At 76.7% G+C, this 19,687-nt stretch carries 19 protein-coding genes; 11 read left to right on the top strand and 8 right to left on the bottom strand.

Annotation, left to right across the window (positions count from 1 at the left end):
• Window positions 1-46 precede the first annotated feature (46 nt).
• The 6 genes from KJP73_RS15725 (at window position 47) to KJP73_RS15750 (ending at window position 3,953) form a co-directional block, all read left to right on the top strand.
• Window positions 47-544 carry a DUF2975 domain-containing protein gene (locus tag KJP73_RS15725; protein ID WP_249669444.1) on the top strand — a complete coding sequence of 166 codons (498 nt, stop codon included), beginning with the start codon at window positions 47-49 and terminating at the stop codon, window positions 542-544.
• A gap of 1 nt (window position 545) precedes the next feature.
• Entirely contained in the window at window positions 546-758 is a 213-nt protein-coding gene (locus KJP73_RS15730) for a helix-turn-helix domain-containing protein (protein ID WP_213283813.1), read from the top strand.
• A 68-nt stretch (window positions 759-826) separates the two neighbouring features.
• On the top strand, window positions 827-1,300 hold the full coding sequence (locus KJP73_RS15735; protein WP_213283814.1) for a substrate-binding periplasmic protein: 474 nt from the start codon (window positions 827-829) through the stop codon (window positions 1,298-1,300).
• Window positions 1,297-2,301: a cation transporter gene (locus KJP73_RS15740; protein WP_213283815.1), complete on the top strand. Its 1,005-nt coding sequence runs from the start codon at window positions 1,297-1,299 to the stop codon at window positions 2,299-2,301. The genes KJP73_RS15735 and KJP73_RS15740 overlap by 4 nt, the downstream gene beginning before the upstream one ends.
• Before the next feature lie 61 nt (window positions 2,302-2,362).
• Entirely contained in the window at window positions 2,363-3,121 is a 759-nt protein-coding gene (locus tag KJP73_RS15745; protein WP_213283816.1) for a hypothetical protein, read from the top strand.
• Window positions 3,114-3,953, top strand: coding sequence for a phosphotransferase family protein (locus KJP73_RS15750; protein WP_213283817.1), 840 nt, complete (start codon window positions 3,114-3,116; stop codon window positions 3,951-3,953). Before KJP73_RS15745 ends, KJP73_RS15750 begins: the two co-directional genes overlap by 8 nt.
• A gap of 14 nt (window positions 3,954-3,967) precedes the next feature.
• Here KJP73_RS15750 and KJP73_RS15755 read toward each other — a convergent pair whose 3' ends face one another.
• On the bottom strand, window positions 3,968-5,494 hold the full coding sequence (locus KJP73_RS15755; RefSeq protein WP_213283818.1) for a PQQ-binding-like beta-propeller repeat protein: 1,527 nt from the start codon (window positions 5,492-5,494) through the stop codon (window positions 3,968-3,970).
• A 94-nt stretch (window positions 5,495-5,588) separates the two neighbouring features.
• On the opposite strand from KJP73_RS15755, the gene KJP73_RS15760 reads away from it, so the two are divergent.
• Window positions 5,589-5,828 carry a hypothetical protein gene (locus tag KJP73_RS15760; protein WP_213283819.1) on the top strand — a complete coding sequence of 80 codons (240 nt, stop codon included), beginning with the start codon at window positions 5,589-5,591 and terminating at the stop codon, window positions 5,826-5,828.
• A 67-nt stretch (window positions 5,829-5,895) separates the two neighbouring features.
• Here KJP73_RS15760 and KJP73_RS15765 read toward each other — a convergent pair whose 3' ends face one another.
• The 3 genes from KJP73_RS15765 to KJP73_RS15775 all read right to left on the bottom strand — a co-directional run bounded on the left by KJP73_RS15765 (window position 5,896) and on the right by KJP73_RS15775 (window position 10,001).
• Window positions 5,896-6,951: a hypothetical protein gene (locus KJP73_RS15765; RefSeq protein WP_213283820.1), complete on the bottom strand. Its 1,056-nt coding sequence runs from the start codon at window positions 6,949-6,951 to the stop codon at window positions 5,896-5,898.
• A 20-nt stretch (window positions 6,952-6,971) separates the two neighbouring features.
• Window positions 6,972-7,358: an STAS domain-containing protein gene (locus KJP73_RS15770; RefSeq protein ID WP_213283821.1), complete on the bottom strand. Its 387-nt coding sequence runs from the start codon at window positions 7,356-7,358 to the stop codon at window positions 6,972-6,974.
• A gap of 84 nt (window positions 7,359-7,442) precedes the next feature.
• On the bottom strand, window positions 7,443-10,001 hold the full coding sequence (locus tag KJP73_RS15775) for a helix-turn-helix transcriptional regulator (protein ID WP_213283822.1): 2,559 nt from the start codon (window positions 9,999-10,001) through the stop codon (window positions 7,443-7,445).
• 120 nt (window positions 10,002-10,121) lie between these two features.
• Between KJP73_RS15775 and KJP73_RS15780 the strand changes: the two genes are divergently transcribed.
• The 4 genes from KJP73_RS15780 to KJP73_RS15795 all read left to right on the top strand — a co-directional run bounded on the left by KJP73_RS15780 (window position 10,122) and on the right by KJP73_RS15795 (window position 13,007).
• The gene (locus KJP73_RS15780) at window positions 10,122-10,412 is read left to right on the top strand and encodes a DUF4287 domain-containing protein (RefSeq protein ID WP_213283823.1); all 291 of its coding nucleotides are present in this window, start codon (window positions 10,122-10,124) and stop codon (window positions 10,410-10,412) included.
• Window positions 10,413-10,526: 114 nt separating this feature from the next.
• Window positions 10,527-11,348: an SDR family oxidoreductase gene (locus KJP73_RS15785; protein WP_213283824.1), complete on the top strand. Its 822-nt coding sequence runs from the start codon at window positions 10,527-10,529 to the stop codon at window positions 11,346-11,348.
• 55 nt (window positions 11,349-11,403) lie between these two features.
• Complete coding sequence (locus KJP73_RS15790) at window positions 11,404-12,513, top strand: carboxylate-amine ligase (RefSeq protein ID WP_249669445.1); 1,110 nt, start codon at window positions 11,404-11,406, stop codon at window positions 12,511-12,513.
• Window positions 12,514-12,662: 149 nt separating this feature from the next.
• The gene (locus KJP73_RS15795; RefSeq protein ID WP_147793582.1) at window positions 12,663-13,007 is read left to right on the top strand and encodes an RNA polymerase-binding protein RbpA; all 345 of its coding nucleotides are present in this window, start codon (window positions 12,663-12,665) and stop codon (window positions 13,005-13,007) included.
• A gap of 83 nt (window positions 13,008-13,090) precedes the next feature.
• On the opposite strand, the gene KJP73_RS15800 is transcribed toward KJP73_RS15795, so the two are convergent.
• From KJP73_RS15800 to KJP73_RS15815, 4 genes are all read right to left on the bottom strand, one after another.
• Window positions 13,091-13,888 carry a polyprenol monophosphomannose synthase gene (locus tag KJP73_RS15800; protein ID WP_213283825.1) on the bottom strand — a complete coding sequence of 266 codons (798 nt, stop codon included), beginning with the start codon at window positions 13,886-13,888 and terminating at the stop codon, window positions 13,091-13,093.
• Window positions 13,885-15,450: an apolipoprotein N-acyltransferase gene (gene lnt / locus KJP73_RS15805; RefSeq protein WP_213283826.1), complete on the bottom strand. Its 1,566-nt coding sequence runs from the start codon at window positions 15,448-15,450 to the stop codon at window positions 13,885-13,887. The genes KJP73_RS15800 and lnt overlap by 4 nt, the downstream gene beginning before the upstream one ends.
• Before the next feature lie 498 nt (window positions 15,451-15,948).
• Complete coding sequence (locus KJP73_RS15810) at window positions 15,949-17,565, bottom strand: amidohydrolase (RefSeq protein WP_349628333.1); 1,617 nt, start codon at window positions 17,563-17,565, stop codon at window positions 15,949-15,951.
• A gap of 105 nt (window positions 17,566-17,670) precedes the next feature.
• Window positions 17,671-19,687 (bottom strand): DEAD/DEAH box helicase (locus tag KJP73_RS15815; protein ID WP_213283827.1); only part of this gene is annotated, 2,017 nt, incomplete at its 5' end.

Raw genomic sequence — 19,687 nt, forward strand, 5'->3', positions numbered from 1 at the left:
GGCGCAGTCGATTGACATTCGATAGGTATGCGCCGACACTCGATGCATGAACCTGACCCGCCCCGCCGTGGCGCTCCTGCGCGTGCTCCTCGTGCTGCTGTTCCTGGCCTGCGTGATCGGCCAGACCCTCTCCTGGCCCGGGCAGTTCGCGAGCCTCGCCGACGCGGACCCGCCCGTCTCGCACCTGCGCTGGCCGCTCACCGCCGTCGCCGTGCTGATCCTGGTCTGCGTCGAGATCGTCATCGTCTGCACCTGGAAGCTGCTGACGATGGTGAAGGCCGACCGGATCTTCAGCCCCGACGCGTTCGCGTGGGTGGACGGGATCGTCTGGGCCATCGTCGGCGCCTGGCTGATCTTCCTCGCGGGGGCGCTCACCGTCGGCATCACCATCTACGTCACGCCGGAGCTCCGCGACCCCGGCATCCCGGTCATGCTCGGGGGGATCCTGCTCGGCAGCGGCGTGCTCGTGCTGCTGATGATCGTGATGCGGGCGCTGCTGCGCCAGGCGGCCGCGCTGCGCACCGACATGGACGCGGTGATCTGAGATGGCGATCGTCGTCCGCATCGACGTGGAGCTCGCGAAGCGCAAGATGAGCGTCGGGGAGTTCGCGGAGCGCGTCGGCCTGACGCCGGCCAACGTGGCGGTCCTGAAGAACGGCCGCGCGAAGGCCGTGCGGTTCAGCACCCTGGAGGCCATGTGCCGGGTGCTCGAGTGCCAGCCCGGCGACCTGCTGGAGTGGGTCGAGGACGAGGGCTGACCCCCCGCACGCGACGCCCCGCGCGGCTCTGACGTGCAGCCTCGCGGCTTCCGGGCTTCACTGGGCCGATGGCACGGATCCTCGGCGGCCTGCTCCTCGCCGCCCTGCTGCTCACCGGGTGCGCCGGCGGCTTCCCGGCCGACCCCGACGGCACGCTGGACCGCGTGACGGGCGGCGTCCTGCGGGTCGGCGTCTCGGAGAACCCGCCGTGGACGGTGGCCGGTCCCGACACCGACCCGTCCGGGCTGGAGGTCGACCTGGTGCGCGAGTTCGCCGCCACCCGGGACGCCGAGGTGGAGTGGGTGCCGGGCAGCGAGGAGGTCCTGCTCGGCCGGCTGGAGCGCGGCGAGCTGGACCTGGTGGTCGGCGGCCTCACGAAGGCGTCGCCGTGGTCCGACCAGGCGGCGCTGACGTACCCGTACGCGACGGTGCTGGACCCCGAGGGCGCGCCCGAGCCGCACGTGATGGCCGCTCCCCTGGGCGAGAACGGGTTCCTCGTCGCCCTGGAGACGTTCCTGCTCGAGCAGGAGGTGCGGCCGTGAGCGCCCGGTTCGGGCACACCGAGCTGCCGCAGGAGCAGGCCCGTGCGCTGCGCCGGGCCGTCCGGCTCGCGTGGGGCACCATCGCGTTCCTCGCCGTCGGCGTCACGCTCGTCTACCTGGTCATGGGCAGCTCCCAGGCGATGAAGGCGGCGTGGGTCGAGGATCTGCTGTCGTTCATCCCGCCGATCTCGTTCCTGGTCGCCGTGCGGTTCGCGCGGCGGGCCCCCACGCCCGAGCACCCGTACGGCTACCACCGGTCCGTGGGCGTCGGGCACCTCGTCGCCGCCGCCGCGCTGCTGACGATGGGCACGTTCCTGGTCGTCGACTCCGCGTCGGGGCTCCTCGCCGCCGAGCACCCGCCCGTCGGCGTCATGGTGCTGGCGGGGCACCCCGTGTGGGCGGGCTGGCCGATGGTCGCCGCGATGGTCGTGACCGGCATCCCGCCGGTCCTCCTGGGCCGCGCGAAGCTGCCGCTCGCCCGCACGCTGCACGACCGCGTCCTGTACGCCGACGCCGACATGAACAAGGCCGACTGGATGACGGCCCTCGGGAGCATCGTCGGCATCCTCGGGATCGGCGTGGGGCTGTGGTGGGCGGACGCCGCGGCGGCCCTGTTCATCGCCGGGAGCATCCTGCGCGACGGCGTCACGAACCTCCGGGTCGCGTCGGCCGCGCTCATGGACGCGCGCGCGAGCACCGTCGAGGGCGACGAGCCGCACCCCCTGGTCGCCCGGATCGACGCGCACCTGCGCGGCGCGCCCTGGGTCGCCGAGGCGGGGTCGCGGGTGCGCGACGAGGGGCACGTCTTCCACGTCGAGGCGTTCGTCGTCCCCCGCGGCGGCCAGGCCCCCGGCCTCGCCGAGCTCGCCCGCCTGCGCGAGAGCACCATCGCGCTGGACTGGAAGATCCAGGACCTCGTGGTCGCGCCCGTGGAGCGCCTCCCGGTGGAGATGCTGCCCGGGGCCCGCGACGCGTCGCCGTCCGCCACCACGGCCGGCTGACCGGGACGTCCGGTCCCCGAACCGGGCACACGCCGGGCACCGCTCCCCTAGGTTGGCGCTCATGACCACCCCCTCCGGCCCGCGCGGACCGGCCCGCGTGCCGGGACCCGCGCCAGTCGAGCTGATCGACGTGCTGCCGGCGACGGTCCCGCCGTCGCCGCTGCCGGTCCTCCTCGTGCGCGTCGTGGTGGCCGCGCTGATCGTGCTGAACCTGGTCGGCACGTGGCAGTCGCCCGCACAGCGCACCGTCGACGAGCTGCTGGTCGCGCTGGACCGCGGGGACGTCCGCACGCTCACGGTCGAGTCCCACCCGGGCGGCGACATGGTGGGCCCGTTCCGGGTGCTGTGGACGGGGCCCGGCCGCCCGGGGACCGCGCTGCTCCAGGTCGAGACCGCCGCGTCGTCGGCGACCGACGGCACGGTCGCCGCCGGCGACCCGGGCACCGAGGAGGTCGTGCTCGACCAGCGGCAGGAGGTCCTGGACGCCGCGGACGCCTCCCCGGGCGACGTCCGTGTCAGGTTCGCCGAGAGCGTCGGCTGGACGTCCTGGCCGCACCCGTACGTGATGGCATCGGCGTTCCTCGCCGCCCTGATGCTGCTGATCACGCAGCCCGGGCCGCACCTGGCGACCCGCTGGGCGTGGTTCTGGCTCGGCGCCTTCGCGTGGCCGTTCTGGCTCGCGTTCGTGCTGCTGGAGCCGACGCCGGTGTGGAGCCGCCGTCCGGTCACGCTCCCCGTCCGACGGCTGACCGGCGGCTGGGCGTGGCTCGGTGGCGTCCTGCTCGGGAACGCGGTCGTGGCCGCGGTGACCGGTGCGTGACGACCCGCTCTCGCTCCTCGCGGACCTGCTCGGCGCGGGCGCCCGCGTCGAGGCGGACGTCTCCGGCGACGGCGGCGCGCGCACCTGGCACGTCGTGCGGCCGCGCGACGGCGACCTGGTCGTCAAGACGGCCCCCGTCGGTGCGCCCGGGCTCGACCTCGCGCGGTCGTCCGCCGCGCTGCAGGCGGCGCGGGCGGCCGGGGTCCCGGTGCCGGCGCTGCTCGCGGCCGGCGCACGGGACGGGTGGCAGTACCAGGTGTGCGAGCGGGTCGGCGGGCGACGGTGGAGCGACGTCGCGCCGACCCTCGGCCCGCCCGGGCGCGCCCGCGTGCTCACCGCCCTGACCGACGTCCTGGCACGGCTGCGCACCGTCCGGTACCCGGCCTTCGGGAACCTCGGCCCGCAGGACGCACCGGCGTCGACCGAGCTCGACGCCCTGCGGGCCCGCAGCCTCGCGAGGACGGCACCGGGACCCCGGCGCACCGCCGTCGAGCGCCTGCTGGACCGGCACGGCCACCTGTTCGACGGCGCCGCTCCCGCGGTGCTCGTGCACGGCGACCTGCACCACGCGAACGTCCTCGTGCGCCCGGCTGCCGCCGGGTGGGAGCTCGCCGCCATGCTGGACTGGGACAGCGCCTGGGCCGGGCCCGCCGACGCCGACACCGCCCGGGCGGCGCTGTGGGACGACATGCCCGGCACCCCGGTCGCCCCGGGCCCCCGGGCCGCGGTCCAGCAGCTGCTCTGGTGCCTGGAGTACCCCGCGGAGACGGAGCGGCACCGGTCGGACACCGCGCGGCTCGCGGCGCTGCTGGGCGTGCCGGCGCCCGCCTGAGCCGCCGGCAGGGGCTAGTCGTCGGCCGCGTCGTCCAGCCGGACGACGGCCTCCCCGCCGCCGAACAGCTCGTGGTCCCACACGACCAGCTGCTGCCCGGCCTCCTCCGGCAGCGGCGTCGTCCACAGGTGGGCGCCGGAGCCGAGCGACCACGCCGACAGCACGGGCTGGTCGCCCTCGTACTGCACGAGGAGCAGCTGGCGTCCGTCCGTCATCGGGGACACCCACATCGACGTGCCGTCGTCGTCGTCGATCGCGTCCACCCGGCCGCGCTCGGTCCGCCAGCGCACGCTCCCGTCGCGCGCGTCCAGTGCCCACACCGCGGTCGTGTCGGCGCCGTACAGCACGCCGTCCAGGAGGACCGCCGACCCCTCTGCCCAGTCCGGGACCTCGTGGGACCACACGGTCGCGCCGGTCGCCGGCTCCACCGCGCTGACGACGCCGACGCCCGTGCGGGTGTCGGACAGCAGGTCCAGCCCGGGCACGCTGCCGTCGTCGACCGTGAGCTGCAGCGGGTTCCCCAGCACCCGTGCCGTGCCCGTGCCGTCCGTGCCGCGCAGCCAGGTGTAGCCGTCCTCGCCCGTGGTGAGGATCCGGTCGCCCCGGCCGAGCCAGACGCTCCGGCCCGAGGCCTCCAGGGCGCCGTCCGACAGGCGCAGAGCGGCCGCGCTCATCGACCGGTGGACGAAGACGTGGCCCGCCTGGACGCCCATGCCCGGTGCGAAGACGCCGGCCGGCTCCTGATCCAGCCCCGCGTCGTACGGCACCTCCGGCAGCGTCGCGACCCACTCGGCGTCGCCCGTCGCGAGGTCCTCGGCACGGACCTGGACGACGCCCTCGACCTCCTCCGCGACGACCAGGTACCGGCCGGAGGCGAAGGCCATCGACACGGGCGCCAGCTCCCGCTCCGCGAGGACCGCCCCGGTGGCGACGTCCAGGGTGAGCAACCGTGTGCGCGTGAGCGGGCCCGGGCCCAGGTACCCCGAGGCGTCGGTCTCCCCGGCGGACCGGTCCTGGACGACGCACAGGACCTCCTCGACCGGGGCGTCCCCCGCCGAGCACACCGGCGACTCCGGCAGGGCGGCGCCAGCGGCCGGACCCGTCTCCTCGAAGGCCGTCCGCCAGACCACGTCGCCCGACGCCGCGTCCACCGCCGTGACCCCCCGCGGCTCGCCGACGGTTGACTCGTCGGCCGCCACCCGCAGGTCCCCGGCCTCGACGCCGAACATCAGCCGCCACTGGCTCGACCCCCGGCCCACCGGTGTGGCGGTGAGGGCGGGCCCCACGTCGTGGCCGACGACCCCCTCTACCTCCCGCGCGGCGTCGACACGCTGCCGCTCCCGGGTGTCGAGCACCAGCTGGGTCGCCACCACACCGGCGACCGCGAGCACGGCGACCGGCCACCACCGCAGGAGGCGGGCCCGGCGCCGCCGGAGGGGGTCGTCCGGTCCGGACGGCAGGCCGGAGGTGCCCACGGGCAGGTCGTCCGGCGCCTCGTCCTCGAGGTCGACCTCCTGCATCGCGTCCCGCTGCGCCGCCATGGGCACAACCTAGGGGGCACCGGCCTCCGCGCGGGCGGATTCGCGCCGTGGACCTGCGGTGGCGCCGGTCCGGTCCATGCGGTGCGATGGCCGCATGAGCGCAGCCGAGCCCCTGCTCCCGCACGCCGGACCGACCGAGGACACCGTCGCCGCCGCCGACCCCGGCCCGGGTGCGCCCCCGCCCGCGCCGGGCTTCGGCATCGGCGGTGAGGAGCCCGACGTGGCCGAGGACGCCACCGGTGACGAGGAGGCGACGCCACCGCGGGACACGCCGTTCCGCAGCCCCGACGGCTCGTCGGTCACCCGCGACCGCCTCGAGGACGACCTCGGCTGAGGGTCCACGTCCGCGCGGGCGGGGGCTGACTCCGCCCGGGCGGACGTGAGGCGCTGTCAGGGACCGGTCACCCGCGTGCGCGACCGCGCATCCCGCGCACCACCGCGGTCAGCACCGCACCCACGCCGCACGCGGCGCCCGCGAGCAGCGCGACGCCCGCCGGGGACGCGCCCGTCGTCGCGAGGACGCCGGAACGCGGTGCCGCGGCCTCGACCGTCTCGTCCACGGCGAGCACCGCAGAGGTCGTGCCGTCGGTGACCGGCGGCAGCGGGACGGTCGGCTCGGCCGGGGTGCCGGGCTCCTTGGGGGTGTCCGGCTCGGTCGGGGTGTCCGGCTCGGTCGGGGTGTCCGGCTCCGTCGGCGTGTCCGGCTCGGTCGGCGTGTCCGGCTCGGTCGGGGTGTCCGGCTCGGTGGGCTCGTCCGGGACGCAGTACGTCCAGCCGCGCTCGTCGACGCCACCACGTCCGGAGTTGTCCTCACCGAAGTGGTAGCCGTACCCGTTCGACTCGGTCCACGCCACGCACATCCCGGGCTGCAGGCCGAACCGGTCCCACGGCACGAACGTCGCGCCGATCAGGTCGCGGTTGACGTCGATGTTGAGGTTCTGCGCACCGGGCACGTTGATGTTCACGTAGCCGTTCGCGGGGATCGGGTCGCGGAAGTGCAGCCCGTCGTCCTCCCACCAGAACGGGCGGTCGACGCCGTCCTGGTGGTAGCCCTGCGTCACGCGCGCGGCCGGCTCGCCGGCGGACGCGGGCGTGCCCGGGACGTCGCCCACGGGTCCCGCAGGGGCCTGCGCGCCCCCGTCGGGCGTGGTGCCCGCGCAGACGCTGCACGTGTCGCCGGCGGTGTCGTCCGCGGGCTCGGTGGGCTCGGTGGTCGGCTCGGTGGTCGGTCCGGTCGTGGGCGCGGTGCCGGGCTCCGTCGCGGCGCCCGACGTGTCCGTCCCGGCGTCCGGCTCGGCCGTGCCGACCTCCGGCTCCACCGGGCCGGTCTCCGTGACGGTGCCGGCGACCGGCGCGGTGTCCGCGGGGACGACGTCGGCCAGTCCCGCACCCAGCGCTCCCGGCGGGCTCATGAGGAGCGCGGCGAGGGTGACGGCGGACAGGGTGGTCGATGGCATGGGTGTCTCCTCTCGTGCTGTCAGGGGTGCAGGTCCACGAGGGCGGCGACGCCCGTGACGTCGAGGACGCGCCGGACGGCGCCGCGCGGGTCACGGACCTGCAGGGGACGGGTCCCGCCCTGCTGGTGCAGGGCGCAGATCAGGTCCACGGCGGCGGAGTCGGCGAACGTGACGGCGCCGGCGTCCACCACCCGCACGCCCGCCCGGGTCAGTGCGCGGGCCGCGTGCTCGGCGCTCGCGGACGGGTGCAGCACCCGGCAGAACCGGCGCACGGTGCCGAGGTCGAGCTCGCCGCGCATGCGCAGCGTCCAGGGCTCGGCCGGGTCGACCCAGAGGTCGTCCGCCGCGGACGGCACGGTGATGCCGGCCGGGGTGGTGCCGGCCGGGGTGCGGGTGTCGTGGTCCATGCCTCTACGGCACCAGCGCGGCGACCACGCACCGGGCGCCCGCAGCGGGCAGGGGTGGCCCGCGGGACGCAGGCCTGGGGGTACCTAGTCGCGCAGCGGGTGGGGCTGCGTGGCGGGGCGTGGGCCGGTGACCGGCGGGAACCAGCGCGTCAGGTCGCCGCGGCCGGAGACCCCGAGCTTGCCGAGCACCGCGGACATGTGGTTCTCGACCGTGCGGACGCTCAGCTGGAGCCGGTCGGCGATCTGGCGGTTGGTCAGACCGGCACCGGCGAGCGCCGCGACGTCGCGCTCGCGCGGGGACAGCGCCTCCTGCCGGGGCTCCTCGCGCACCGGGCGCAGGCGGGGGTCGAGCGCGCAGACGACGTCGAGCGCCGCGTGCTCGGGGTCCAGCGACGCGACCGCGGTGCGCACGAGCCCGGCGATGTCCACGGTGGCGGTTGCCAGCGCGGCCACGACCGCGTCCTGGTCACCCGCGGCCAGCGCCTCGTGCAGCCGCAGGTACGGCTCGAGCAGCGGGACCCGGCACGCGGCGAACGTCTCGCGCACGACTGCGAGCCGCTCCGCGTCGTACGGACCGGGGTGCGCGAGCCAGCACACGAGCGCGGGCAGGGGCTGACGGTCGTCGGCGTACCGGCGCCCGGCGTCCCAGAGGGCGTCCCCGCCGCTGCCCGGTTCGCGCGCCTCGGCCAGCGCCGCCCGTCCGAGGGGCTCCAGGGCGGCGAGCACGGGCCGGTCCACGGGTGGCGTTGCCTCGAGCTCCTCGAGGAGCACCTCCGCCACGTCGGTCGCGCCGCGCTGCGCGAGGAGGACCGCGCCGACGGTGAGGCTGCGCCGGAAGAACGTGCTGTCCATCGGCCCGCCGGGGCCGACGCGCAGGGAGGTGCCGAGGACCCGCCAGGCCGCGTCCCCCTCGCCCTGGAGCAGCAGCGCCTCCGCGAGCAGGCACGCGTGCGCGCGGATGCCGAGCAGGTCCAGGTCGTCGAGCGCCTGCTCGAGCCGGCGCCGGGACTCCAGCGCGGCGTCCTCGAGCCGGCCGAGCAGGAGCAGCGCCTCGGCGTGCAGACCGTCGAGGTGGTGGTCGACCTCCCGCAGCGGCTCCCCGGGCTCCTCCGCCTCGCAGACGCCGAGTGCGAGGTCCGGCCGGCCGGCCTCCAGGAGCCCGGCCGCGCGGACCACGCTCCCCCACGCCCGCGCCACCGTGGACGGCGGCAGGTCCACGCGGAGCGCCGCGTCGTCATCGGGCTCGGCCCGTCGCATCGCGAGCAGCGCCTGCACCACGCCGAGCTGGTCGGGGTGCGCCCGCGCGCGGCGCAGGAGGTCCGCGTCGGCCTCCCCGCGCCCCGCGGCCCAGCGCAGCTCGCGGAGCCGGAAGGTGACGACCTCGTCGAGCGCGTCCGTGCCGGTGGGTTCCGTCCCCTGGAACACCGTGGCCACCTGGGCGTCCGCGCGACGGAGCAGCAGCGTGTCGAGGTACGCGTTCGCGTGCGCGACGGTCGGGGCCGTCTGCCACGCGGCGCGCCGGGCCGCCTCCTGCGCGCTCGTCCGCTCGTTGAGCACGCCGGCGAGGTCCGCCGCCCACTGCCGGTACTCGGTCCGATCCCCGTCGAGCAGCATGTCCGCGGCCCGGACGCGACCGTCGGGGAAGTGCGGCGCGTCCGGGCCGACGCGCGCGGCGACGCGCGCCGACAGGTCGAGACGCCGTTCGGGTGCGAGACGGGCACGGAGCGCGGCGGCGAGAGCGGGTGGCGCGACGGTGACGGTGGCACCCCCGGCAAGGTGCTGCCGCCGGACGCGCCCCCGGGCGACGAGCCCGTCGAGCAGGTCGGCACCGAGGGCGGAGCGCGCGGTCGGTTCGGCGACCGGGCCGGTCCAGGCCAGCAGCTCCAGCGCCTCGACCTGCTCGGGGCCGAGCCGGGCCAGCAGCGCGTGCGCCACGGCGTCGAGCGGCACGTCGTCGAGCGAGCCCGTCTTGTGCCACCGGCCCGCGCTCTCCTGCGCCGCACCCGCGAACCGCGCGGCGTCGGCCAGCGCGATCGCGACGCGCGGGTTGCCGCCGGAGCGCGCGGTGATCGAGGACGTCAGCGCGACGTCCGCCGGGGCCCGCAGCACCTCGGCCAGCAGTCGCGCCGTCGCGCGGAACCCCAGCGGCCGGAGCCGCACCTCCGCGGGGGCCCGTTCCGAGACGAGCGCCGCCCGCACCTCCGTCCCCGCGGACGTGAGGTCCGTCGACGTGGTGGCGACGCAGGTGGCCGAGGTCAGGCGCAGCGCCTGGAGCACGACCTCGGTGCTGGCGGCGTCGAGCAGGTCGAGATCGTCGACGAGCAGCACCGCGCGTCGTCCCTGCAGCTCCCCCGCCAGCCAGCCGGCCAGCCCGGACGGCGTCGGGGGCACGCGCTCGGCGAGCACGGACGCGTGCCCCCGCAGCGCGGACAGCGGGGCGTCGCCGGCCGCGCGGAGCAGCACCGAGGTGATGCCGCGGCGCGACGCGTCGGACAGGACGGTCCGCAGCACCCGGGACCGGCCGGACCCCTCGTCGCCCCGGACGACCACGTCGCGACCCAGATCGAGCCAGCGCCGGACCGCGGCGACGGTCACGGCCGCCTCGACCGCGCTGGGGTCGACGTCCTCGTGGGCACGCGCCATGTCGGCAGCCTAGGCAGGCGGGCGTCCGGGCGCGCGAGCGGTCGGGACGCCGCGACCAGGGCCTCGACTCCGGCGCACCGGTCCGCGAGGATTCCCACCACCCCCACGAGAGGATCGACGATGTCCTTCCAGGCCTACCTCGACGCGATCGAGGTCAAGACGGGACTCACCCCGCGCCAGCTGGTCGACCGGGCGAAGGAGAAGGGCCTCGACGACCCCTCGGTCAAGGCGGGCACGATCGTGGCCTGGCTCGCCGAGGACTACGGCCTCGGCCGCGGGCACGCCATGGCGCTCGTGCACGTGATCAGGAACGGTCCGCAGATCAGCACGAAGCACGTCGGCTCGGACGGCTCGCACCGGGACGAGTCCGACACCCTGTGGCTCGACGGCAGGGCGACGCGGCCGAGCTGACGCGCGGCACGCGACCGAGTGGCGGGCACCGCCCGCGCGAGGCACCGTGTGGCCGAGGCTGCAGCGCCGCGGCCGTCCGCCCGCCACCGGGCCCTGGGCCCGCGAGGAGGACCCATGTCCGCGCAGGACCCCACCGCCCGCCCCGACCCCCGCCGCGTCCTGGTCACCGGCGCCGACTCCGGCATCGGCAAGGCCTGCGCGGTGCGCCTCGCGCGCCCCGGCGGCCACGTCGCGATCACCTGGCACGAGGACGAGGACGGCGCCCGGCGGACCGCCGCGGAGGTGCGGGACCGCGGCGCCGAGGCGCACCTCGCCCGCCTGGACCTGACCGACCCGGAGACCGCGCCGCCGGTCGTCGACGAGCTCGTCGCGGCGATGGGCGGGCTCGACGCCGCGGTCCTGGCCGCCGGGACCGGGTCCTCCACGCTGCTGCTCGACATGGACTTCGCGGAGTGGCGGCACGTCCTGTCGGTGGACCTCGACGGGGCGTTCCTGTGCCTGCAGGCCGCCGCCCGGCACCTGGTCGACGCGGGACGGGGCGGGAGCGTCGTCGCGATCACCAGCGTGCACGAGCACGCCCCGCGGGTGGGCGCCGGCCCGTACTGCGCGGCGAAGGGCGGCCTGGGGCTGCTCGTGAAGGTGGCCGCCCTGGAGCTGGCCGAGCACGGCATCACGGTGAACGCGGTCGCGCCGGGTGAGATCGCCACGCCCATGACCGGGCAGGAGGACGAGACCGTGCTGACGGGTCACGAGCGCCCGGGGATCCCGCTGGGCCGTCCCGGTGACGCCCGGGAGATCGCGGCGGTCGTCGAGCTGCTGTGCTCCCCGGACGGCGGCTACACGACCGGCGCGTCCTGGCCCGTCGACGGCGGGATGCTCACGATGGGCCCGATGGCCGGCTCGCACCTGCAGGAGGACGACTGGCGCCGGCCCTGACGTCCGCGGCGCTCTCAGCAGGACAGACGCCGCGTCCCCCGCCAGACTGCGGTGCGTGCGGACCATCGGAGTGGAAGAAGAGTTCCTGCTGGTGTCGGAGGACGGCTCGCCCCGCGCGGTGGCCGCTGCGGCCCTGCAGCACGCCTCGTCGCAGGACGGCGACGACGACCCGGACCAGCCGGGCGGCAGCCTGGAGAAGGAGTTCGCCCAGGAGCAGATCGAGACGTCCACGCACCCGTGCGAGGACCTGCCCGCGCTCCTGGAGGAGGTCCGGGCGGGCCGCTGGCGCGCCGACACCTCGGCGCAGCACGCGGGTGCCCGGATCGCGGCGCTGGCGACCTCGCCGCGCGACGCCGACCCGACAGTCGTGGTCAACCGCCGCGCCCAGGACATCGCCGAGGCGTTCGCGCAGACCGCCCGGGACCAGCTCACGTCGGGCTGCCACGTGCACGTCGAGGTGGCCGACGACGCCGAGGGCGTGCAGGTGGTCGACCACCTGCGCCGGTGGAACGCCGTGCTGCTGGCCCTGAGCGCCAACAGCCCGTACTGGCGCGGGGAGGACTCGGGCTACGCGAGCTTCCGGTCGCAGGTCTGGGGCCGCTGGCCCACCGCCGGACCGACCGCGCCGTTCGGCGACGCCGAGACCTACCGGGCCACCGTGGACGCGCTCGTGGCGAGCGGCACGATCCTCGACACCGGGATGGTGTACTTCGACGCCCGCCTGTCCGCCCGCTACCCGACCGTCGAGGTCCGGGTCGCCGACGTGTGCCTCGACCCCGAGGACGCCGTGCTGCTCGGCGCGCTGGTGCGGGGCCTCGCGGAGACCGCGCTGGACCCGGCGACGCCGTCCGCTCCGCAGCCCCGCGCGGAGGTCGTGCGGGTCGCCGGCTGGCGGGCCGCGCGGTCGGGGCTCACGGGCGACCTGCTGAGCCCGGACCAGGGTCGGCCGGTCCCGGCGGCCCAGGCGGTCGGCGAGCTGCTCCGGCACGTCACCCCGGCGCTCGAGCGGACCGGCGACCTGGCGTGGGTCCAGGAGCACCTGGCCACGCTGCTGCGGCGGGGCAACGGCGCGCAGCAGCAGCGGGCCTGGCGGCACGAGGGCGCGGACGAGGCGGAGCTCGTGCGACGGGCCGTGCGGAGCACCCTGGCGGGCTCGGGCTCCTGACCTGCGGGAAACCGCATGCCGGCGGGGCCGTGCCGCGCTCGCCGCGCGTTCACCGGACCTTCACGCCAGACTGGAACACGGGACGGTCCCCGGACGTTGACCACCCTGAGCAAACGATAAGTCTGTACGTCAAGGCACGGAGGTCCCTGATGTCGAACCGGTCCCTGCGCGGCATGCGCATCGGGTCCCACAGCATGGAGACGGACGAGGGCGTCGACTTCGCCCCGCGTCTCCAGGCCTACTACGACTGCCCCAACGGGCACACGATCATCCTGCCGTTCTCGGTCGAGGCCGACGTCCCGGTGGTGTGGGAGTGCCGGTGCGGCGAGGAGGCGCTGCTGCGCGACGCGTCCAAGCCGGAGCCGAAGGCCACCAAGCCCCCGCGCACCCACTGGGACATGCTGCTGGAGCGCCGCACGATCAAGGAGCTCGAGGAGCTGCTCGACGAGCGCCTCGACCTGCTCCGGGCGGGCAAGCTGCGCCGCAGCGCCTGACCCACCGCGTCCGTCGTCCGGGCCTCGCACCCTCGTGGTGCGGGGCCCGTCGTCGTGTCAGGCGTGCGGGGCCCGTCGTCGTGTCAGGCGGCGGTGCGACCCGCCCGGGCGCCCCGCCGGCGACGCAGCGCGCCCCGCACCTGCCGGGCCCGCTCCTGCGCCCCCCACACGGTCACCCGCACCAGCGCCTCGACGACGATGGCGCGGCTCATCTTCGACCGGCCCTCCGCGCGCTCGACGAACGTGATCGGCACCTCGACCACCCGGCCGCCGGCGCGCACCACCCGCCAGGCCATGTCGATCTGGAAGCAGTAGCCGTGCGACGCGACCTCGTCGAGCGCCAGCGCCCGCAGGGTGCCCGCCCGGTACACGCGGAACCCGGCGGTCGCGTCCCGCACGGGCAGCCCCATCGCGAGCCACGCGTACACGTTCGCGCCGCGGGACAGCAGCTGGCGGTGCAGCGGCCAGTTCACGACCCGGCCGCCCCGGACCCACCGGGAGCCGATCACGAGCTCCGCGTCGGGCACGCGCGCCAGCAGGCCCGGCAGGTCCTCCGCACGGTGGGACCCGTCCGCGTCCATCTCGACGACGGCGTCGTACCCCCGCGCCAGTGCCCAGCGGAACCCCGCGACGTACGCGGTGCCGAGTCCCTGCTTCCCCGCCCGGTGCAGGACGTGGATGGCCTGGCGCCCCCGCACGCCGGCGTCCTCGGCGGCGATCCGCTCGGCGATCTCCCCCGTGCCGTCCGGGGAGGCGTCGTCCACCACCAGGACGTCGGCGTCGGGCGCGTGCAGCCGCAGCGTCTCGAGCGCGCGGGGCAGGCTGTCCCGCTCGTCGTACGTCGGCACGACGACGAGCACGCGGCCCGCGGGGCCGGTCACGCGGCCGCCTCCGGACGGTCGGCGCGGCGCACCCGCCACGCACCCGCCATGCCGGCGAGCGTCATGACGACGGCCAGCGCCCCCACCACGCCGCTCGGCCAGGCACCGAGCCGCGCGGCCGGGGTCAGCGAGTCGCGCAGCGGCAGCCGGGCCACGAGCTGGTCGGCGGTGAAGAGCTCCGTGTCCTGGGCGACCGTGCCGTTCGGCGCGATGACGGCGCTGACGCCGACGGTCGACACCTGCACGGTCGCGCGGCCGAGCTCGACGGCGCGCAGCCGGGCCATCGCGAGCTGCTGGGTGGACTCCGGCGAGTAGCCGAACGAGGCGTTGTTCGTCTGGACCACGAGCACCTCGGCGCCCTCGCGCACGCTCTCCCGCACGATGGGGTCGTAGGCCACCTCGAAGCAGATCACGTCGCCGATCTGCACGGTCCGGCCCAGCCGCGCGGACTCCAGCGGGACCACCCCCGGCTCGGTGCCGGCGATCATGTCGTGCTGGACGAGGTCCACGGCGGACGAGAACGGCCGCACGAGGTCCCGCAGGGGGATGTACTCCGCGAACGGCGCCGGACGCTGCTTGGAGTACCGCGCGACCGGGCCGACCCCGGGCTCCCAGAGCAGCGACGTGTTGTACCGGCCGCCGGACTCCGGGTACTCGATGGTCCCCAGCAGGATCGGCGCACCGACGGCCTGCGCGGCGTCGTCGATGTCGCGCGCGGCCGCCGCGTCGACCTGCGGGTCGATGTCCGTGCCGTTCTCGGGCCACAGCACGACGTCGAGGTCGCCGGGCTCCACCTGGTCGAGCAGCGCGACCGTCCCCGCGAGGTGGTTGTCGAGGACCTCGCGACGCTGGTCGAAGGCGTGCAGCCCCGGCTCGGAGACGTTGCCCTGCACCGCGCCGACCATGAGGTGGCCGTTCTCGGCGCGCGTGTCCATCGGGACCAGCAGCCCGGCGACGACCACGCCGACCACGACCGCGAGCCGGCCGAGGGTCGCGAGCAGGGCGAACCGGCGGGCGGCGAGCCAGGCGAGCGCGAGCGCCGCACCGGCGGCGGCGACGGCGCCGGACACGAGCGGGGCACCGCCGAGCCGGGCCAGGGCGAGCAGCGGCGAGTCGTCCTGGGAGAACGCGAGGCGACCCCACGGGAACCCGCCGAACGGCCAGACGGACCGCAGCTCCTCGACCGCGACCCACAGCACCGTGAAGACCACGAGCTGCAGGGACGCCCGGCGCCACACCGCCTCGCCGCGGCGGGCCCAGGACCACGCGGCGCCGAACAGGGCCACGAAGCCGGCCTCGGCCACGGAGAGCGCGAGCCACGGCACGGCGCCGACCGCGTCGTCGGCCCACGTGAGCAGCGGCACGAAGAACGCGAGCCCCCAGACGAACCCCATGAGGGCGTTCCACCGCGCGCTGTCCCGGCGCATCGCCAGCAGGAGCAGGGCCATCCCGGGTGCGGCGGCGTACGACCAGCCGAGGTCGGGGAAGGCGGTCCAGGTCAGCAGCCCGCCGAGGAGGGCCAGGACCGCGCTCCACCAGCGGGAGGGGTCACGTGCCGGCACCGCGCCAGGGTACGGCACGGACCTGGGGTCTCCCGCACCGGGGGCGACCTGCCGGGACCGGTCCTGCTGGGGTGAGAGGCCGACCGACCGGCCCGCGTGTCCTTCGTACCGCACGACACCGCCGCGAGGCGGAGCCCGTTCTCTAGTGAACACGCGGGCCTGGTCGGAGCCCGACGTGGACCGGATCTCCCGGGCTCGACGCCTCGTGGACGCCCGCTGTGCGCGAGGCCTCCGTCCGGACCACTGCCGAGAACCTACCGGAGCGAGCGGGGGTGTCAAGGGGCGTGCCGGGCGGGGCCTGCGGCGTCCGCGCAGGTCACGCGCCGTGCGCAGGCGTGCCCGAATTGTCCCGATGGCCGAGACGTCTCGGCGTGTCGTCCGGCGTGTCGACGGCGCCGTCCGCGGGGCCGACCGGGTGACGCCCGGGCCCCGCCCGGCGGGTCGTTTCACCCGTCCGCCGCACCCGCGGCCCGCGGTCACCCGATCGGGGCCGGGGCGTCAGCCGAGGGCGTCGTGCAGCACGACCCCGTCGCGGACGGTCCGCACGCACACGGGCGCCGGCTCGTCGTCCAGGCGCGGGAGCGTCGCTCCCCCGGACACGGGCGGGACCGTGCCGTCGGCCTGCCAGACGGCCAGGTGGGCGGGCGCCCCGACGCGCAGGACACCGGCTCCCGACCCGTCCGCACAGGCCGCGGCCCACCCGCCGCGCGTGTGGGCGTCGAGCGCGGCGGCGGCCGGGATCCGCTGGTCGCGCGTCCGGTGCCGGACGGCCGCGCGCACGGCGCCCCACGGGTCGAACGGCGTGACCGGCGCGTCCGACCCGAAGGCCAGGGGGACGCCCGCCGCGCGCAGGTCCGCGAGCGGGTGCGTCGAGGCCGCCCGGCCCCGGCCGAGCCGCGCCGCGTACGTCCCGTCGTCCCCGCCCCACGCGGCGTCGAAGGCCGGCTGCACCGACGCCGTCAGCCCCAGGAGCACCACGGTGGCGAGCGCGGGCGCGTCGAGCATCGTCGCGTGCTCGAGCCGGTGCCGCGCCCGCCGCACGGCCTCGACGCCCTCGACGTCGGCGGCCGCGCTGAACCCCAGCAGCACCTCGTCCATGGCGCGGTCCCCGATGACGTGGAACGCGGCCTGCAGCCCCGCGCGGGTCACCGCGGCGACGTGGTTGCTCACCTGCTCGGCGGTGAGGGCGAGCCGGCCAGCCGGGTCCGGCGCACCCGCGGGCGCGTCGGCGTACGGGGCCCGCAGCGCCGCCGTCCTGCTGCCGAGCGACCCGTCCATCCCCAGGTCGCCGCCCACCCCGGCGATCCCGGGCAGCGCCGCCGCGACCTCCCGCGCGTCGTCGGTCGTCTCGCACAGCTCCGCCCGGTAGCCCACGACGAGCGGCAGCCCGGACGCCGGGTCGGCGGTCAGCGCCAGCAGGGCCAGGAGCCCCGCCCGCGTGTCGACGTGCGGGGCGCTCTGCTCGTGCACCGCCACGACACCCGCCCGCGCCGCCGCGTCGAGCGCCAGCCGCAGGAGGCCCTCGCGCCGCGCACCCACGTCGAGCGCGGCGTCCCGCGCCGCCTGGTGCGCCTCCCCCGTGACCAGGCCGTCCTCGCGCCAGCCCGGCCGGGTGGCCAGGCCGAGCACGTCGGCGAACGACGTCGAGACCACGCCGGAGTGCAGGTCCACCCGGCCCAGGTACACCGGCGCCCCGCCCGCCGCCGCGTCGAGCTCCGCGCGCGTGGGCGGCCGGCCCTCGGGCCAGGCGTGCTCGTCCCACCCGTAGCCGGTCAGCGGTGCGCCGTGCGCGGCCAGCCGGCGGCCCGCCGGGCCCTGCACCGCGGCCCGCACCGCCGCGAGGGCGTCGTCCAGCGAGGCGGTGCCGTGCAGGTCGAGTCCGTCGAGCCGCAGGCCGGCGTCGAGCACGTGGGCGTGGGCGTCGACGAACCCGGGCGTCACCAGGGCGCCGCCGAGGTGGACCACCTCGTCCGCCGCGTCGGCCAGCCCGTCGGCCTCGTCCTCCCCGCCCAGCCACGCGATCGTGCCGTCGGCGACCAGCAGCGCGGTCGGGACCGGGCCGCCGGGCCCGTCCTCCGGGACGACGACGGTGCCGGACCGGTACAGGGTGCTCACGGTCCGCACCCTAGCCACCCGCGCCCCCGGCGGCTCGCCGTGACCAGGCGCGTGACCAGCAGGGTCAGCGCGCCGGAGCCCCCGCCGCGGCGGCAGCCGCCGCCGTCACGTCCCCGCGTAGGCCACGACGCCCCGGCGCACCGCCTGCACCGCCTTGCGCGCGGTGTCCCGCACGTGCTGGTCCGGCGCGGCCTTCGCGACCTGGTCCAGCACGTCGACCACCTGCTTGCACCAGCGCACGAAGTCGCCCGCCGCGAGGTCCGCGTCGCGCAGCACGGCGTCCAGCCCGCGGCCGGCCGCCCAGCGGTGCACCGCCTGCACGAGCCCCAGGTCGATCGGCTGCGTGGACTCCAGGCGGTGCTCGCCCTCGAGGTCGTCCAGCTCGGACCAGATCCGCGTGGTGGCGTCCAGGGCGATGCCGAGCCGGCTCGCCGGCCCGCCGGGGACCGCCGGGCTCCGGTCGCGGTCGTCGCGGCGGGCCGAGTACACGACCGCCGACACCGCCGCGGCGAGCCCGGGGACGTCCAGGTCGTCCCACGCCCCCCGCCGCAGGCACTCGGCCAGCAGCAGGTCGTTCTCCGCGTACAGCCGGCGCAGCCACTGCCCGTCGTCGGTCACCCGCGTGGTGCCGTCGTCGTCGGTCCCGAGGTAGCCGAGGGTGACCAGGACGTCGCAGATCCGGTCGAACACCGTCGCGATCGACCCGGTGCGGCCCTCGATGCGCCGGACGAGCGACCGGTGCTCGCCGTCCAGCCGCTGCCACCGCTCCGCCCACCGCGCGTGCTCCTCGCGGTCGGGGCACTGGTGGCACGGGTGCGCGCGCAGCTCACGGCGCAGCGCGGCGATCGCGTCGTCCTCGTTCTCGGGGAGCGCCCGGCCGCGGCGGCGCGCCGGCGCCACCCCGGTGATCCGCCCCGCGCTGATCTCGCCCCGCAGGGTCGCCGCGAGGTCCCGCCGGGCCGACGCCGCCCGCGGCGAGAACCCCTTCGGCACCTGCAGGTGGCCGACCTTCTTCACGCCGTCGCCGACCTCCTGCACGGACAGCCGCCGGACCTCCCGCTCGGTGGTCAGCACGAGCGGCCGCGCGCCCTCGAACCCGCCGGCGCCGCCCGGGTCGACCACGACCGCGTGCGTGGAGCGCCGCCCGCTGGGCACCGCCACGACGTCGCCGACCGCGAGGCCCTGCAGGCTCTCCGCCGCCGCCTGCCGCCGCGCCGCCGCGCCGGCCCGGTGCACGCCGCGCTCCCGGTCGCCGAGCTCCTTGCGCAGCGACCAGTACTCCCGGAAGTCGCCCAGGTGGCACGTCATCGCCTCGGCGTAGCCCTCCAGCGCCTCCGCGTGGCTCTGCGCCTGCCGGGCGAGCCCGACCACGCCCCGGTCCGCCTGGAACTGCGCGAACGACGTCTCCAGCACCTCACGGGCCCGGACGCGCCCGACCTGCGAGACCAGGTTCACCGCCATGTTGTAGGTGGGCCGGAACGCCGAGCGCAGCGGGTACAGCCGCTTGGAGGCGAGGCCGGCCAGCGCCATCGGGTCGAGGTCGCCTCGGCCGACGACCACCGCGTGCCCCTCGGTGTCGATGCCCCGGCGGCCCGCCCGGCCCGTCAGCTGGGTGTACTCCCCCGGCGTGACGTCGACGTGGTGCGAGCCGTCCCACTTGACCAGCTTCTCCAGCACCACCGACCGCGCGGGCATGTTGATCCCCAGCGCCAGCGTCTCCGTGGCGAACACGACCTTCACCAGGCCGCGGGCGAACGCCTCCTCCACCGTCTCCTTGAACGCCGGCAGCATCCCGGCGTGGTGCGCGGCGACGCCGCGGACCAGCGCGTCCACGAACCCCCAGTAGCCGACGACGTCCAGGTCCTCCGAGGGGATCGACGCGCACCGCGTCTCGGCGATCAGCCGGATCTCCTCCTGCTCGGCCGGCGACGTCAGCCGCAGCCCGCCGGCCAGGCACTGCGCGACCGCGGCGTCGCAGCCCGCGCGGGAGAAGATGAACACGATCGCCGGCAGCAACCCGGCCTCGTCCAGCACGTCGACCATCACGGGCCGCGGCACCGGGCGGGGACCGCCCAGGCCGCCCCCGGGACCGCCCGGCCCGCGCGGGGGACCGGGGCTTCCG

Origin of the sequence: Cellulomonas hominis (assembly GCF_901521055.1) — a bacterium.
GTDB classification, from domain to species: domain Bacteria; phylum Actinomycetota; class Actinomycetes; order Actinomycetales; family Cellulomonadaceae; genus Cellulomonas; species Cellulomonas endometrii.

Excerpts from the sequence above, each read along its gene's own strand:
- KJP73_RS15735 (WP_213283814.1), top strand. The coding sequence starts at position 827 with ATGGCACGGATCCTCGGCGGCCTGCTCCTCGCCGCCCTGCTGCTCACC.
- KJP73_RS15760 (WP_213283819.1), top strand. The coding sequence starts at position 5,589 with ATGAGCGCAGCCGAGCCCCTGCTCCCGCACGCCGGACCGACCGAGGAC.
- KJP73_RS15770 (WP_213283821.1), bottom strand. The coding sequence starts at position 7,358 with ATGGACCACGACACCCGCACCCCGGCCGGCACCACCCCGGCCGGCATC.
- KJP73_RS15755 (WP_213283818.1), bottom strand. The coding sequence starts at position 5,494 with ATGGCGGCGCAGCGGGACGCGATGCAGGAGGTCGACCTCGAGGACGAG.
- KJP73_RS15785 (WP_213283824.1), top strand. The coding sequence starts at position 10,527 with ATGTCCGCGCAGGACCCCACCGCCCGCCCCGACCCCCGCCGCGTCCTG.
- KJP73_RS15780 (WP_213283823.1), top strand. The coding sequence starts at position 10,122 with ATGTCCTTCCAGGCCTACCTCGACGCGATCGAGGTCAAGACGGGACTC.
- KJP73_RS15795 (WP_147793582.1), top strand. The coding sequence starts at position 12,663 with ATGTCGAACCGGTCCCTGCGCGGCATGCGCATCGGGTCCCACAGCATG.
- KJP73_RS15765 (WP_213283820.1), bottom strand. The coding sequence starts at position 6,951 with ATGCCATCGACCACCCTGTCCGCCGTCACCCTCGCCGCGCTCCTCATG.
- KJP73_RS15745 (WP_213283816.1), top strand. The coding sequence starts at position 2,363 with ATGACCACCCCCTCCGGCCCGCGCGGACCGGCCCGCGTGCCGGGACCC.
- KJP73_RS15775 (WP_213283822.1), bottom strand. The coding sequence starts at position 10,001 with ATGGCGCGTGCCCACGAGGACGTCGACCCCAGCGCGGTCGAGGCGGCC.
- KJP73_RS15725 (WP_249669444.1), top strand. The coding sequence starts at position 47 with ATGAACCTGACCCGCCCCGCCGTGGCGCTCCTGCGCGTGCTCCTCGTG.
- KJP73_RS15730 (WP_213283813.1), top strand. The coding sequence starts at position 546 with ATGGCGATCGTCGTCCGCATCGACGTGGAGCTCGCGAAGCGCAAGATG.